At 48.1% G+C, this 15,849-nt stretch carries 9 protein-coding genes; 8 read left to right on the top strand and 1 reads right to left on the bottom strand.

Features of this window, described 5'->3' with window-relative positions; all coding sequences use genetic code 11:
* The first annotated feature begins 43 nt into the window (after positions 1 to 43).
* A complete protein-coding gene (locus NC981_RS06585) occupies positions 44 to 655 on the top strand; it encodes a hypothetical protein (RefSeq protein WP_348242139.1) in 612 nt (203 codons plus the stop codon).
* A gap of 31 nt (positions 656 to 686) precedes the next feature.
* Entirely contained in the window at positions 687 to 1,289 is a 603-nt protein-coding gene (locus tag NC981_RS06580; RefSeq protein WP_348242138.1) for a Uma2 family endonuclease, read from the top strand.
* Here NC981_RS06580 and NC981_RS06575 read toward each other — a convergent pair whose 3' ends face one another.
* Positions 1,290 to 1,574: a DUF427 domain-containing protein gene (locus tag NC981_RS06575; protein ID WP_190379659.1), complete on the bottom strand. Its 285-nt coding sequence runs from the start codon at positions 1,572 to 1,574 to the stop codon at positions 1,290 to 1,292.
* Positions 1,575 to 1,770: 196 nt separating this feature from the next.
* Between NC981_RS06575 and NC981_RS06570 the strand changes: the two genes are divergently transcribed.
* The 6 genes from NC981_RS06570 to NC981_RS06545 all read left to right on the top strand — a co-directional run bounded on the left by NC981_RS06570 (position 1,771) and on the right by NC981_RS06545 (position 15,846).
* Entirely contained in the window at positions 1,771 to 3,672 is a 1,902-nt protein-coding gene (locus tag NC981_RS06570) for an AMP-binding protein (protein WP_348242137.1), read from the top strand.
* A gap of 99 nt (positions 3,673 to 3,771) precedes the next feature.
* Positions 3,772 to 4,221 carry a YlqD family protein gene (locus NC981_RS06565; protein WP_190379656.1) on the top strand — a complete coding sequence of 150 codons (450 nt, stop codon included), beginning with the start codon at positions 3,772 to 3,774 and terminating at the stop codon, positions 4,219 to 4,221.
* Positions 4,222 to 4,323: 102 nt separating this feature from the next.
* Positions 4,324 to 5,790: a glycerol kinase GlpK gene (gene glpK, locus NC981_RS06560; RefSeq protein ID WP_348242136.1), complete on the top strand. Its 1,467-nt coding sequence runs from the start codon at positions 4,324 to 4,326 to the stop codon at positions 5,788 to 5,790.
* Positions 5,791 to 5,916: 126 nt separating this feature from the next.
* Positions 5,917 to 8,640, top strand: coding sequence for an ATP-binding protein (locus tag NC981_RS06555; RefSeq protein ID WP_348242135.1), 2,724 nt, complete (start codon positions 5,917 to 5,919; stop codon positions 8,638 to 8,640).
* A gap of 7 nt (positions 8,641 to 8,647) precedes the next feature.
* Positions 8,648 to 9,904: a response regulator gene (locus NC981_RS06550; protein ID WP_348242134.1), complete on the top strand. Its 1,257-nt coding sequence runs from the start codon at positions 8,648 to 8,650 to the stop codon at positions 9,902 to 9,904.
* Between the two features lie 104 nt (positions 9,905 to 10,008).
* Positions 10,009 to 15,846, top strand: a complete 5,838-nt coding sequence (locus NC981_RS06545) for an AAA family ATPase (RefSeq protein WP_348242133.1) — start codon at positions 10,009 to 10,011, stop codon at positions 15,844 to 15,846.
* Positions 15,847 to 15,849 lie beyond the last annotated feature (3 nt).

Raw genomic sequence — 15,849 nt, 5'->3', positions numbered from 1 at the left:
AGAAGCACTACAATCAGAAACATTTACAGTGAGGTTCACAACAATGCCCTACGCAATTTTAGATCAATCAGTCAGACAGAACTTAGAACAAGAACGCGATCGTCTCACCAATGACCGCGAAGCGATCATCAAAGAAGCAGTTGCATCAGCAACCTCTGAGATTGATAAAACCTTGGAGTACCTCAATGGTTTGTTGGGTGGAGAAATTGCCCCTTCGACCAATGGTAAGAAAATCGAAATCGAAGTGCCCGCGATCGCAGAAGTAGCAGAGGCAAAACCGAAGCGCAAAGGACGCGGCAAAGCAAAAGCAACGGAAGAAACGACCGTTGCACCTGAAAAGAAAACACGCGGCAAAAAGAGCGAAGATGCACCCAAGCAGAAGCGCAATGTTAAACCGCCTGTTCCGTTTGATGCCACCATGAAGCGCGACTTCAAAGGAATGACTCCAGCAGAAGCGGTTTACAAAGTGATGAGCGGTTCACCCAGCGATACCTACACGACTGATGAGATGATCGAAGTTCTCTACGGTTCATTGCCCAGCGTGAACATGCCCGAAGCGCGGAAGCGGATTGCATTGATGATGGCGCATGGCATGAGAAAAGGAACCTACGAGAAAGTTGGAGAAAACCCCAGCCGCTTCAAAATCGCAGGCTAATTGCATTCCCTGTTCTACTGCAAGGCTCACAATGACAACACTGCTGGTTCACTCAGAACACACTCCTTTAGCCGTTCACTTTCCCGCCCTAGCTCAGATGACGACTGAACAGTTCTACGAGTTCTGCATGGCGAATTCTGAGCTACGGATTGAACGGACTGCAGCCGGAGAAGTGATCATTATGCCCCCAACTTTTTCTGATACTGGAAACCGCAACTTTAACCTTGCGGTACAGCTGGGAGTCTGGGCAGAGCAAGAGGGTACTGGAATCGGGTTTGATTCTAGTTCAGGCTTTACTCTGCCCAACGGTGCAACACGCTCTCCTGATGCCTCCTGGATTCGGCTCGATCGTTGGAATGCGCTGAGCGATCAGCAAAAAGCTTCGTTTGCCCCGATTTGCCCGGATTTTGTGATTGGGTTGCGCTCAGCTAGTGATAGTTTGAGCGACCTTCAACTCAAGATGCAGGAGTACATCGACAATGGTGCGAGATTGGGATTTTTGATCGATCGCACTCCGCGCACTGTTCATGTCTATCGTCCGAATACGATGCATCAGATCGTACAAAGCCCGGATTCGGTCAGTGCTGAACCAGAATTACCGGGCTTTGTGCTTCAGATGGCGAAGATTTGGTAGCTAGGCTTCGACTTTGACTCCTTTCCAGAAAGCAATGTAGCCTGCGATGTTCTTCGCGGCATCTTTGGGGGTGGGATAGTACCACGCCGCATCTTTGTTTGTTTGCCCGTTGACGACGATGCTGTAATAGCTGGCAACGCCCTTCCAACCGCAAGTGGTATGGGTGCTGCTGTCTTGAAAATATTCAGAATGAATTGAGTCGGGTGGAAAGTATTGGTTCCCCTCGACTGTTTCGGTGCGATCGCTCTCGGCTAAAACAACGCCGTTCCAAACTGCTCTTGGCATGGTTCAATCTCCAAACGCTTCGACTCACAGCCTAGCACTGATCCGGAACGAAGAAGACCCCGATCGCACTCGGCAATTTTTTTCAGCAAGAGGGGCGCTCATCAGCCACAATGAATTCTGTCTGCCCTCAATGGTTTAACCTGCGATTTAAGCAATATCGTTAGTATTAGACACTCATCCCACAGGAGTTTTGCTCATGAGCCGCGCCTACCCCTCTGTGCCGTTTGAACAAGCCCCTTATCGTAATGTGCAGTCGCTCCCCGAACTTTGGTCGATCGCTGCCAAGCGATTTGCTGATGTTTTGGCAGTTCATGATCCGCATAGTCAGCCAGAGGTTAAGCTGACCTATGCTCAACTGTATGAGCAGATGCAGCTTTTTGCGGCGGGGATTCAGGCGCTAGACATTCACACCGATGCAAGCGATGAGCTTCCAGCCCGAATTGCGCTGTTTTCGGATAACTGTCCGCGCTGGCTGATTGCCGACCAAGGCATTATGCGATCGGGTGCGGTGGATGTGGTGCGGGGTTCACAGGCTGATCCGCTGGAGTTACGCTACATTCTGGAGCATAGCGGCTCAGTGGGAGTAGTGCTGCAAGATGCGGAACTATTGAAAAAGCTGCGATCGATTCTGGCAGAAGTTCCGATCCAATTTGTGATTTTGCTGACCGATGAAACGGCAAGTTCGGACACTTATAAAGTGCTGAAGTTTTCAGAAGTGATTGAGCTTGGTAAAACTCATCCGATTCAGCCTGTGCAGCAAGACCGAAACACTTTAGCGACCTTGATGTACACGTCGGGCACATCAGGAATGCCAAAAGGCGTGATGCTCAGCCACGGCAACTTGCTGTATGAAGTGAACGGTGCGTATGATGTGGCGCTGTTGCAGCCCGGAGAGCGTGTGTTAAGCATTCTTCCGATTTGGCATTGTTATGAGCGCACCTTTGAATACTTTGTGTTCTCCAACGGCTGTACTCAGATTTATACCAACATCCGCTTTGTGAAGAAAGATATCAAAGAATACCAGCCGCACTATATGGTTGGGGTTCCGCGTTTGTGGGAATCGATTTACGAAGGCATTCAGAAGCAGTTCCGCGATCAGCCTGCAAAGAAACAGAAGCTTGTGAAGTTCTTTTTAGGACAGAGCCAAAAGTATATTTTGGCGAAACGCACCGTTGAGAATTTGAACTTAGATAACCTCAATCCGTCGAGTGCGGAACAATTGAGCGCAAAAATGCAAGCCGCACTCCGCTATCCGTTTCACAAATTAGGCGATCGCTTGGTTTATGAGAAAGTTCGACAAGGTACGGGCGGCTGTTTGAAGTTTGTGGTCAGTGGTGGTGGCTCGATCGCAGAGCATTTAGAAGACTTTTTCGAGATTGTGGGCATTACCATTTTAGGGGGTTACGGGCTGACAGAAACGGCTCCGATTACCCATGCGCGTCGTCCGTGGCGGAATGTGCGTGGAGCCGATGGCGAACCGCTTCCCGGCACCGAAACCCGGATTGTTGACCCGGAAACCCACAAAGATTTACCCGTTGGGCAGCGCGGCTTAATTCTGCTGCGGGGCGCACAAATTATGCAGGGCTACTACAAGAACCCAGAAGCCACCGCCAAAGCGATCGACCCCCAAGGCTGGTTTGATACTGGAGATTTGGGCATGGTGACGCAGCACAATGATTTGATCATCACCGGACGAGCGAAGGATACGATCGTCTTAACTAACGGTGAGAACATCGAACCACAGCCGATCGAAGATGCCTGCCTCCGGAGCGCTTACATTGATCAGATCATGCTAGTTGGACAAGATCAGAAAATGCTGGGTGCGCTGATTGTGCCCAACCTCGAAGCCCTAGAACAGTGGAAAGGCGGCAGCGTGGATTTGAATGATCCAGCCGTTCAAGAATTGTTCCGGCAAGAATTAGTGCGGCTGGTGAAAGCGCGTCCGGGATATCGTCCGGACGATCGCATTGGCGTTTTCCGCTTGTTGAGCGAACCGTTTTCGATCGAAAACGGCTTTCTAACGCAAACGCTGAAAATTCGGCGGAACGTTGTGATGGAGCGCTACCACGGTATGATTAACGAGATGTTTTCGCTATAGCGCGATCGTCGGGAGCTAAAGCGTTTAATAGCGTTTAATATAGTCAACCTAGCTCCCGATTCCCATCGTTCAATTTTTGATCAATTTCTGAGTCACCGTATGGAAATCTCTAAGTCTCATCTGTTGTTGCAGCGTAATGTCAATATAAAAGCGGTGGTTACTCCTCGCTGGAAAGACGAAGCGCAGCAAACTCTACAGGCGCAATTGAACCAGATTGATAGCCAGTTACAGCAGCTTGATTTGCAGATGCAGCAGGTACTGACTGAAGTTCAACGGCAGACGCTCCAGCCCGGTAGTCCGGAGGCGTTGCAGCAGAGCGAAAACATTCGGATGCAGTTTAATCAGCGCAAAAGCGAGTTGCTAGAGCAAAAAAATCAAAGTCTACAGCAGCTTCAGCAAATCCAAATGTTGGAACTTGATCAAGAAGTGCAGCAGGGACAAATCGGCAGCGTGTTTCGGATTGAGCCGGGTGATAATTTGATTGAGAAGATGAATGTTGAAGTGCTGCTGCGCGATGGCATAGTTGAGGAAATTCGCGGCATCATTTAGGGTTCGGTGGGTCGATCCCTCTCAGTCAATATCTACAAAATGTCACGATCGACCCGCTTCAAGGGGCGCTATTGTCTGAGTTAGACGACCTCACCGCGATGTATGACCACACGATACATTCTGGCACTTGATCTGGGCACGACGGGCAATCGCGCCTTTTTATTTGACCATTCTGGCAACATTGCTGGACAGGCTTATTTAGAACTGACGCAATACTATCCGCAACCAGGATGGCTAGAACATGATGCCGAAGAGATTTGGAATGCAACTCAGTCAGTTATTCGATCGGCAATTCAAACGGCACAAATCGAACCGTCTGAGATTGCCGCGATCGGGCTAACGGTTCAGCGCGAAACCTGTTTACTTTGGGATAAGAACACTGGAAAACCGCTACATCGGGCGATCGTTTGGCAAGATCGGCGGACGGCTGAATTTTGTAATCAACTGCGCGATCAAGGATTGGCGGCGGAAATCTACGATCGTACTGGCTTAGTAATTGATGCTTACTTTTCCGCAACCAAGCTGAGATGGTTACTCGATCGGGTGCAACGAATTGATTTAAGCACTGTGCTGGCGGGAACGATCGATACTTGGATTTTGTGGAAGCTCACAGGCGGTAAAGTTCACGCGACTGATCACAGTAACGCCAGTCGCACTTTATTAATGAACTTAAAAACGCTGGAATGGGATGATCGATTGCTGGAGTTGTTTGGCATTCCCGCACAGATTCTTCCCTCAATTCAGCCCAGCTTAGGAACATTTGGGATTACAAATCTGCTCGGTGTTGAGATTCCGATTACAGCAATTTTGGGAGATCAACAAGCGGCATTGTTTGGGCAAGGCTGCGATCGACCCGGTTTGATGAAATGCACCTACGGAACCGGAAGCTTTCTGGTGGCTCATACGGGATCTGAAATTGTGCGATCGGATCAGCAATTGATTTCGACGATCGCTTGGACACAAAACCATCAAATTGGCTATGCGCTTGAAGGTAGTATGTTCACCAGTGGCGCTTGCATTCAGTGGCTGCGAGATGGCTTGGGATTGATTGCGACCGCTCAGGAAACAGAAGCGATCGCTGAGCAGGTTTCAGATAGTGGCGGAGTGTACTTTGTGCCTGCCTTGAGTGGACTTGGGACACCGCACTGGGATATGAGTGCGCGGGGAGCATTTTTGGGGATTACAGGTGGAGTGCGGCGAGAACATTTAGTTCGGGCGGTACTCGAAGCGATCGCGTTTCAGGTCAAAGAAGTCGTAGATGAAATCACAACCCATAGCCCGATTCCCCTGCAAAAGCTATCGGTGGATGGCGGGGCTTGTGAGAATAACTTTCTAATGCAGCTTCAAGCGGACTTATTGGGAATCGCGATCGAGCGTCCTGCAATTCGCGATACAACCGTTCTGGGAGTTGCATTTGCGGCAGGACTCGCGGCGGGATTTTGGCAAAGCTATGATCAACTCGTTCAGCAACGAGTGATCGATCGCGTGTTTGAACCTAGATCATCCTCTGTTCAGACCGAGTTCAAACAATGGCAGAAAGCCGTTGATCGCACAAAAAATTGGTCGTAGCTTCTTGATTGAATAACAATCCTGTAGATTTCTAGCAGATTTCTAGCGATCGCGCCTTGCTGTTGAGCAAGTCTTTCTAGGGGGAATGATAGGAGTACTTTTCATCATTGCTAACCCGTTCTTGTCATGTCCCTCCGAGCAAGCCACCACCGCATTCCTCTACGAACAGTGCTAATTCTGCCCTTTGTTCTGCAAATTTTTGCGGCAGTCGGGTTGACCGGATATGTCTCGTTAGCGAATGGACAAAAAGCCGTCCATGAATTAGCCCTGCAACTGCTGGGGAAGGTGAGCGCTCAGACGAATCAGCACCTTGATAGTTATGCCTCAAATATCCGCCATCTCACTGAAATCAACGGTGAACAAATCGATCTAGGACTCCTGAACCCACAAGATCCCGATCGTCTCGCTCGTTTCTTTGCTAAACAAGTCAAAAACTATAACGTCGGATATATTCTGTACGGCACTACTTCGGGCGATTTTGTCGCATCCGGGTATTATCGCGAAGCCACCATTCCGAAGCGCGGCAATCCAGATATCAGTATCGTATTGCCTCAGAAGTATGGGAATCGTGACTTACACAACTATTCAACTGATGTTGAAGGTAAGCCGATCGAACGCTTTGAGACGGTCAAAGACTACCAGTTTCAAAAAGAGGGATGGTACGTCAACGGTGCAAAGACAGGAGAACCGGGCTGGAGCGAAATTTATCAATGGGAAACGAATAACTACCCACTATCCATTGCCACAAGCCGCCCGATTTATGACAAGCAGGGTAGGTTTGTCGGTAGCCTTGGCGTAGAACAACGGCTCTCACAAATTGGTGATTTCCTAAATCAGATTAGCGTTAGTCAGACCAGCCAAATTTTTATCCTAGAGCGCAATGGATTGCTGGTGGCAAACTCCCGTCGATCGCCTGTTTTCTCGGTGACAGGTGGCAAGCCGCGCCGATTACACGGTACAGAAAGCCTGGATGCGCTCCTTCGATCGACGGCTCAATCTCTGGGTGATCGCCTCCGCAGCTTACAGACGACCCAGCAGCTATCGTTCGACTTTCAGGGAGAGCGACAGTTTGTGCAGGTGACTCCTTGGCGGGATGAGTGGGGCTTGGACTGGATTGTCGTGGTCACACTGCCAGAGTCTTACTTCATGGCAACAATCGATGCCAACACTCGCACAACGGTTCTGTTGTGTTTGGGTGCTTTGGGAATTACGACGATTCTCGGTATCCTGACTGCTCGTTGGATTACGCGCCCGATTCTAGAACTGCAAGCCGCGAGTGAAGCGATTGCTGCTGGAGATCTCGATCGCACCGTCAACATCAAAAGTATTGGTGAGCTGCAAGCGTTGGCGCGATCGTTCAATCAAATGGCGGCACAACTGAAGACATCGTTTACCCAACTCGAAGATCGCGTGGCAGAACGCACGATCGAGCTTCAGCAAGCAAAAGAACTGGCAGACCAAGCAAACCAAGCGAAGAGCGAGTTTCTTGCCAATATGAGTCACGAACTGCGAACGCCGTTAAACGGAATTCTCGGTTACGCGCAAATTTTGGGACGATCGAGAGCACTGCCTGAAAAAGAACGCCATGGAATTAACGTCATTCACCAGTGCGGCTCTCATCTTCTGATGTTAATCAACGACATCCTCGATCTATCTAAAATTGAAGCCCGCAAACTAGAGCTGTCCCCCCAAGCGATTCACTTTCCCGCTTTTTTGCAGGGCATTGTTGAAATTTGTCGCGTTCGAGCCGAGCAAAAAGCGATTCAGTTTCATTTTGAGCCAGATCCTGACCTGCCTGTAGGAATTGCTGTCGATGAAAAGCGCTTGCGTCAAGTTTTGCTCAATCTTGTGGGAAATGCGATCAAGTTCACCGATCGAGGTCGCGTTACTCTCAGCGTCTGTCAGATTGCAGCCGCACCTGATCAAACGGTTCAACTCCGATTCGTTGTTGCAGATACCGGAGTGGGGATTGCACCAGAGCATATCAATCGGCTCTTTCAAGCCTTTGAGCAAGTCGGGGAACAACAACGCAAAACCGAAGGAACGGGTCTTGGACTCGCGCTCAGTCAGCAGATTGTGCAACTTATGGGGGGACAGATTCGCGTCAAAAGTCAGCTAGGCGTGGGGAGCGATTTTTATTTCGAGGTGAAAGTTCCGATAGCTCTGGACTGGAGCCAACAGCAAACCGCTACAGCAGGCAATATTATTGGCTATGAGGGCGCAAGACGACACATTCTGGTGATCGACGATCGCTGGGAAAATCGTGCGGTTCTGCTGCATTTATTAGAGCCTCTGGGATTTGTGGTGACAGAAGCGGAACATGGGCAAGCAGGCTTAGCGCAACTTTCTCAAGCCGTTCCTGATTTGATCATCACGGATTTAGCTATGCCCGTGATGGATGGCTTTACGCTGTTGCAGCAGATTCGGCAGAACGATCGACTCAAATCGCTGACGGTGATTGTTTCCTCTGCTTCCGTTGCCCCCTCAGAGCAGCAAAGCAGCTTTGAGGCAGGCGGCGATGACTTTCTCGCAAAGCCTGTGCAAGTTCAGGAATTGTTAAGCTTGCTCAAAAAGCATCTCAATCTCACCTGGACATCCGAAGCATCTCAGCCAAAATCGCTAACCTCATTAACCGAACGACTTGCCCCACCTACGGCTGATTTACAAGTCTGGCTAGAACTCGCGCAAGAAGGACGATTGAAAAAACTCATTCGGACAGCAGAACAATTGCAGCAGCAAGACGATCGTTATCAGCCCTTTGTGCAACAGGTGATCCAGCTTGCAAAACAGTTTCAGAGCGAGCAAATTGAAGCATTTATACAGCAATATCTCCCATCATCTCTCCCATAATCATCCTATGTCTGACCTCACAGGTTTAATTTTGATTGTTGATGATACGCCGACGAATTTAGAAGTGATTTCAGAGGCACTGAGCGATGCCGGATTTGATATCGCGATCGCCACTAGCGGCGATCGTGCCCTTCAGCAGCTAGAACGCCGCTTACCTGACTTAATCTTGCTCGATGTGATGATGCCAGGAATTGATGGCTTTGAAACCTGCCGTCGGATTAAGGCAAATTCTCGGACTCACGACATTCCGATCATTTTCATGACTGCGCTTGCTGATACAGATAGCAAAGTTAAATCTTTTGATCTTGGAGCCGTAGACTTCATCACTAAACCATTTCACGAAAGAGAAGTCTTAGCACGAGTTAGAACCCATTTACAGTTGCATTGCCTGACTCAGAACTTAGCCGAGCAAGTCGCCCAAAAAGCCGAAGCGCTCGAAGCCTCACAGCTACAACTGATTCAAAACGAAAAAATGTCAGCCCTGGGTAATCTGGTTGCAGGAGTGGCGCACGAAATCAATAATCCGATCGCGTGTATTGTTGGCAATGTGAATGCGATTCACAATTCAGTCACAGAATTGTTTGAGGTTATTGATCTCTACTGCAAAACATTTCCTGAGCCTGGAGCAGAAATCGAAGCGGCACTGGAAGATCTAGACTATCTGCGCGAGGATTTACCAAAGCTGATTAGAACGCTACAAGACAGCGGCGATCGCATTATCGCAATTAGTAGAAGTCTTCGCACGTTTTCCCGCGCGGATACTGATCAAAAGCAGCAGTTTAACCTGCACGAAGGCATTGATAGTACCCTTTTAATTTTGCGGCATCGGCTCAAGGCAAATGCGCAGCGACCAGAGATTCAGGTGGTTACAGAGTACGGTCAACTGCCGATGATTCAATGTTTTCCGGGACAACTGAATCAGGTGTTTATGAATCTGCTGGCGAATGCGATCGATGCGCTTGAAGAATCGAATCGAGAACGCAGCTACAGTCAGATTCAAGCTAATCCGAATCAGATTATTATTCGCACGGCAATCGAGCAAGATCAGGTAAAAGTTTCGATCGCGGACAATGGCGTTGGAATTCCAGAGACGATTAAAGAGAAAATATTTCACCAGCGATTCACCACAAAAGCAGTCGGTAAAGGCACAGGATTAGGCTTAGCGATCGTGCAAAAAATCATCGTAGACAACCATCGTGGAACGATTCAGATGAAGACTGAGAAAAACAAAGGGACAGAATTTGTGCTGACATTACCGCTTTGATACATTACAAATTTTCTAGATGTCGCAAAATTAATTTAAGTACAATTTAAGAATATTTATCTTTCATCTGTTTTAGAGTGTTAAAACAGCACTGAAAGAACATTATGGACATTGAGGACTGTAAGCTACTAGAAGTCCTGCATCAAGGCACCTACACCATTCTCTATCGTGCTGCTATCGCGCAAACCTCCGATCGAGTGGCACTTAAAGTTTCAAAGACAGACCATCCGAAAGTTGAAGAGCTGACTCGCTTAAAACACGAATATAAGATTCTTCAGGGCTTGAACATTCCCGGAGTAATTCAACCCCTTGCTTTAGAAAATTACCGCGGCGGATGTGCGATCGTTTTACCCGACCTTCAAGGACAGCCCCTTGATACCTTTCTGGCACAACAGCCTTTAGCTTTAGAGCATTTTTTGCGGCTTGCGATTCAACTTGCAGCTATCTTGGTGCAGCTTCATCAGAACAAAGTTATTCACAAAGATCTCAATCCCCACAATATTCTGGTCAAGCCTGACTCGCTTGAAGTTCAGATTTTTGACTTTAGTGTTGCTTCTTGTCTCTCAAAAGAGGAGAAAACCGATCGTACAATTTCCCTCATTGAAGGCAATTTAAGCTACATTGCACCAGAGCAAACCGGAAGAATGAATCGATCGATTGACTATCGATCAGATTTCTACAGCTTAGGTGTCACCTTTTATCAAATGCTCACCGGACAGTTGCCCTATGAAACGACTGATCCTCTAGAACTCATTCATTGCCACATCGCCAAAAATCCGGTTTCTCCATCGATCCTCAATGCTGATATTCCTTCAGTGGTATCAGAAATTGTGATGAAGCTTTTAGCGAAAACCGCAGAAGAGCGATATCAGAGCGCGCTTGGGCTGCAAGCGGATTTAGAAACCTGTTGGCGATCGCTCTCAACCGTTGGCAAAATTGCTGAATTCAAAATTGGAGAACTGGATTTATTCAGTCAATTTTCAATTCCACAAAAGCTTTATGGACGGGAATTAGAAGTTCAGGCATTGTTGGCGGCATTCGATCGCATTAGTGCTTCAAAGGGTCACACCGAACTGCTGTTAGTCGGTGGTTATTCTGGAATTGGTAAATCTTCATTAGTCAACGAAGTGCATCGGTCGATCGCATCACGCGGCAGGGGATACTTTATTTCGGGTAAGTTTGATCAGTTCAAGCGTAGTATTCCTTATGCTGCATTGATTCAGGCGTTTCAGGAATTAATTCGGCAGCTTCTGACTGAGAGCGATCGAGAGATAACGGACTGGAGATCGCGATTGATGAGTGCGATCGGGGTGAATGGTCAAGTCATCATTGATGTGTTTCCTGATGTAGAGCGAATTATTGGAAAACAGCCTCCTGCGCCTCCACTCGATGCCGTTCAATCCCAAAATCGATTTCATCACGTTTTTCAGCAATTTATTCAGGTCTTTAGTCAGCCACAGCATCCTTTAGTGGTGTTCCTGGATGATTTGCAGTGGGCGGATTTATCCTCACTGAAGCTGATTGAACGCATCATTAATACGTCAGAGCATCAAGGACTACTGCTGATTGGGGCTTATCGGGACAATGAAGTCAGTCTGTCTCATCCTCTGATTCAGACCCTAGAGCAGATTCGACAAGCAGGAGCGACGATCAATCAGATTGTGCTGCAACCCTTGAATCCAACACAGGTTACTCAACTTATCGCTGAAACTTTGCACACTGGATTAAATCTAGCTGAGCCGTTAGCGGATCTGGTATGGCGTAAAACGCAGGGAAATCCATTCTTTGTGACGCAATTGCTAAAATCGCTGCATCAAGACGATCGCCTGAGATTTAACTTCCAGAAGCGCTGCTGGGAATGGAATCCCGATCAGCTTCAAGACATTGATATGACTGAGAACGTGGTGGAGTTGATGGTCAGCCGAGTGCAAAAACTCTCACAGACCACTCAATCGGTTTTGAAGTTAGCGGCTTGTATTGGAAGTACGTTCAATCTCAATGTTCTATCCATTATCTATCAGCGATCAATCCCAGAAACCGCCCAAGATTTGTGGGAAGCCCTGCAAGCGGGATTCGTGTTGCCCCTGTCTGAGTCTTACAAAACTCCACTGGTCTTCGATCGACTCGATACAGTTCAGAAAGAGATTGGCTATAAGTTTTTGCACGATCGGGTGCAGCAAGCTGCTTATTCTCTGATTCCAGAACCAGAACGCGAAGCAACGCATCTAAAAATCGGTCGATTGCTACTGCAAAACACATCTCCCGATGATCGCCAAGAAATGATTTTCTCACTGGTGAATCATCTCAATGTGGGTCGAGCCTTGCTGACTTCAAAAGCAGAACGGGATGAGTTAGCAGAACTAAATTTAATTGCAGGTGAAAAAGCAAAAGTTGCGATCGCCTACGAATCTGCGCTGCGTTATCTCAAGATTGGAATTAGTTTACTGAGTGAAGAATGTTGGCTTCAGCGCTATGACTTCACGCTGAAGCTGTATGAAACCGCGATCGAAGTTGCTTATCTACAAGGCGACTTTGAACAGATGGAGCAATGGGCGGCGATCGTTTTGCAGCAGGCAAACAGCGCGACCGACAAAATGAAAGTCTATGAGATCAAAATTCAAGCGCGGATGGCGCAGATGAAGCAGCTTGAAGCCGTGGAAATTGGCTTACAAGCTTTGGCGCAATTAGGCGTGGAATTCCCGATTTCACCGACTGCGGCACAGGTGCAACAGACGATCGCTAACACAGCCGCGAACTTAGCTGGAAAAAACATCGAAGCTCTCATCGATCTGCCGTTAATGAGCGATCCAGAGCAGTTAATGACCATCCAAATGCTCGCCAGTTTAGGTTCTCCGACTTATCAATCCGCACCGATGCTGTTTCCACTGGTGATTTGTGAGCAAGTCAATTTATCGCTGCAATATGGAAATTCTTCGTCTTCAGCTTATAGCTATGTGTGTTACGGGGTCATTCTGAGCGGCATTGTTCATGATCCAGAGTCGGCTTACCAGTTTGGACAGTTGGCGCTCAGATTGCTCGATCGGTTTGGCACTTTAGCTCCGCAAGCTCAAACTCGGTTCGTGGCTGGAGCCTGTACAATGCACGGAAAAGTCCATGTCAGAGACATCTTGCCGCTATTGCTTTACACCTATCACAGTGGAGTCGAACAAGGACACTTAGAATATAGTGGTTATGCTGCGATGCAACGAGGACAATATGCTTATTTGAGCGGAGAAGAACTGCCTCAGCTCGCCCCCGAACTGGCAACCGTGAGCGCTGCACTCACGCAACTCAAGCAGGAAAACGCCTCAAGCTGGAATCGTATCTTTGAACAGAGTGTACTAAATCTGCTGCAATCGACACCGCATTCTTGTCGATTGCTCGGTGAAGCGTACAACGAAGAAGAGTTTTTACCGCTCCTACAAGCGGCAAACGATCGCACCGGACTGCATTATTTATATTTCAATAAGCTGCTGCTTTGTTACTTGTTGAACTGCCATCGGCAAGTTCTAGAATATGCAACTCAGGCTGAAGCTTATCTAGACGGCGTGCAAGCATTTTTGGTTGTGCCTGTGTTTTATTTCTATGATTCTCTGGTGCAGATGACGATCGCTCAGCCTGATTTAGAGAAAGTCAACCGCAATCAAGCCAAGCTAAAGATTTGGGCAACTGCCGCACCGATGAACTTTCAGCATAAGTACGATTTGGTTGAAGCAGAGCGATCGAGATGCTTGGGAAATCGCAGTGAAGCGATCGAACGATACGATCAAGCGATTTCTGGTGCAATTACACACGGCTATCTACACGAAGCCGCGATCGCCAACGAACGCGCCGCAGAATTCTACTTCTCACTTCACAAAGACAAAATTGCTCAAGCCTATCTAAGGGATGCTTATGAGGGATATCAGCGCTGGGGGGCGATCGCCAAAGTCAGACAGCTCGAACAACAGTACCCGACGCTTTTCACCCGCTCTTCTGAACCGAACCAAACGTTAGACTTGGCAACCGTGATGAAAGCAGCGCAGGTGCTTTCGAGTGAAATTGTGCTCGATCGCTTGCTCACGAAGTTGATGCAGCTTGTAATCGAGAATGCAGGGGCAGAATCTGGATTGCTCTTGCTCGAAAAGACGGGATCGCTCCAAGTCGCAGCATCGCAAGGAATGCAGCTTTATTCAGCCGCAATCGTGAATTATGTTGCGAGGACTGGTGAATCGATCGTCCTCGATCAAGCTGCCGTGCAGGGCGCATTTACAAGAGATGCCTACATTGTGGAGCATCAGCCCAAATCCGTTCTATGTGCGCCAATTCTGCATCAAGGAAAGCTCACAGGCGTTCTATATCTAGAGAACAATCTCACGATCGCGGCATTTACCCCAGAGCGGCTGGAAGTGCTGCAATTGCTGGCGGCGCAAGCAGCGATTGCGATCGAAAATGCTCGACTCTATGCGGATTTAGAAGAAGCAAAGCGCACCCTCGAAGGCAAAGTCATTCGGCGAACTAGAGAACTTCAGTTCAAAAACATTCATCTACAGCAAGAAATGAGTGAGCGCCAACGAGCAGAAAGAGCGGCAGCAGCAGCAAACCAGGCAAAGAGCGAATTTCTTGCCAACATGAGCCACGAACTCCGCACTCCATTAAATGGCATTCTCGGCTTTGCTCAGATTCTCAACAAAGATACAAGCTTCACAGAGTCCCAAAAGAATGGAATTCGCATTATTCATCGCTGTGGTGAACATCTATTGACGCTGATCAATGATGTGTTGGATTTGTCGCGGATCGAAGCTCGAAAAATGGAGCTTCACTGCAACGATTTCTATTTATCTGAACTGTTAGAGGGAGTTGTTGCCATCTGTGGCATCCGAGCCACTCAAAAAGGAATTACGTTTCGCGATGAAACTCAGTCTCCGTTACCGAGGTTGATTCGAGCTGATGAAAAACGACTCAGACAAGTTCTGATCAACCTATTAGGCAACGCGGTGAAGTTTACCGATCGCGGTCACGTCACCTTTAAGGTCGGCTATGTTTCTGCATTTGAACCGACTGCTGAAGCGGCAACAAAGGTGCGATTTCAAGTTGAAGATACGGGAGTCGGAATGTCTCCAGCCCAGCTACAGGAGATTTTTCAACCGTTTAAACAGGTGGGTGAACGTCGTCATCAAACCGAAGGGACGGGGCTTGGACTTGCAATCAGTCGGGATTTAATCCGGTTGATGGGCAGTGAGATTCAGGTCCGCAGCACACCCGGAGAAGGCAGCGTTTTTTGGTTTGACTTGGATTTAGTGGAGGTGTGTTACTTACCTGGCACGATCGAACAATCTCGGATTCGTGGATTTAAGGGCGATCGAACCATTCTTGTGGTAGACGACAAAGCAGAAAATCGCGAGGTTTTAGTCAATCTACTGAAGCCCTTGGGATTTGAGGTGATTGAAGCGATCGACGGACAAGATGCCCTAGAAAAAGCACAACAGTTTCACCCCGATGCGATCTTGCTTGATTTAGTCATGCCTAGGATGGATGGGTTTGAGACGACTCGCCAACTTCGCCTGTCTGAAAATCTGCATGAAACCGTGATTATTGCGACTTCAGCTAGTGTGTTTGCAATGGATCAGCAAAGAAGCCGAGAGGTAGGCTGTGACGGCTTTTTATCGAAACCGATTCGTGAGATAGAGCTATTAGAGCAGCTATCAGCTCATCTCAAGCTAGACTGGATTCAAGAAGCATCTCCTCAACCGAGCTTGCAATCCGAATTGGTTGCGCCACCTGCCGCAGAACTGTCAATGCTACAAAATCTCGCGATGATGGGCGACTTAAAAGCGATCGTACAGCGCTCTGAGCAATTAGAGCAGCAAAGTCCGGAGTTTACAGCGTTTACGACTCATCTCCGCCAACTGGCAAAATCCTTTAAGAGAAAACAAATTTTAGAGTTCATCAACTCATTCTGATAA

It is taken from the genome of Leptolyngbya sp. DQ-M1 (assembly GCF_039962505.1).
Lineage (GTDB): Bacteria > Cyanobacteriota > Cyanobacteriia > Leptolyngbyales > Leptolyngbyaceae > Leptolyngbya.
The sequence above is the reverse complement of the archived record's forward strand: the minus strand, read 5'-3'. Positions and strand labels throughout refer to the sequence as shown.

Bases quoted from the DNA above. Each gene is read 5' to 3' on its own strand.
- NC981_RS06580 (WP_348242138.1), top strand. From the start codon at position 687: ATGACAACACTGCTGGTTCACTCAGAACACACTCCTTTAGCCGTTCAC.
- NC981_RS06570 (WP_348242137.1), top strand. From the start codon at position 1,771: ATGAGCCGCGCCTACCCCTCTGTGCCGTTTGAACAAGCCCCTTATCGT.
- NC981_RS06565 (WP_190379656.1), top strand. From the start codon at position 3,772: ATGGAAATCTCTAAGTCTCATCTGTTGTTGCAGCGTAATGTCAATATA.
- NC981_RS06555 (WP_348242135.1), top strand. From the start codon at position 5,917: ATGTCCCTCCGAGCAAGCCACCACCGCATTCCTCTACGAACAGTGCTA.
- NC981_RS06585 (WP_348242139.1), top strand. From the start codon at position 44: ATGCCCTACGCAATTTTAGATCAATCAGTCAGACAGAACTTAGAACAA.
- glpK (WP_348242136.1), top strand. From the start codon at position 4,324: ATGACCACACGATACATTCTGGCACTTGATCTGGGCACGACGGGCAAT.
- NC981_RS06575 (WP_190379659.1), bottom strand. From the start codon at position 1,574: ATGCCAAGAGCAGTTTGGAACGGCGTTGTTTTAGCCGAGAGCGATCGC.
- NC981_RS06545 (WP_348242133.1), top strand. From the start codon at position 10,009: ATGGACATTGAGGACTGTAAGCTACTAGAAGTCCTGCATCAAGGCACC.
- NC981_RS06550 (WP_348242134.1), top strand. From the start codon at position 8,648: ATGTCTGACCTCACAGGTTTAATTTTGATTGTTGATGATACGCCGACG.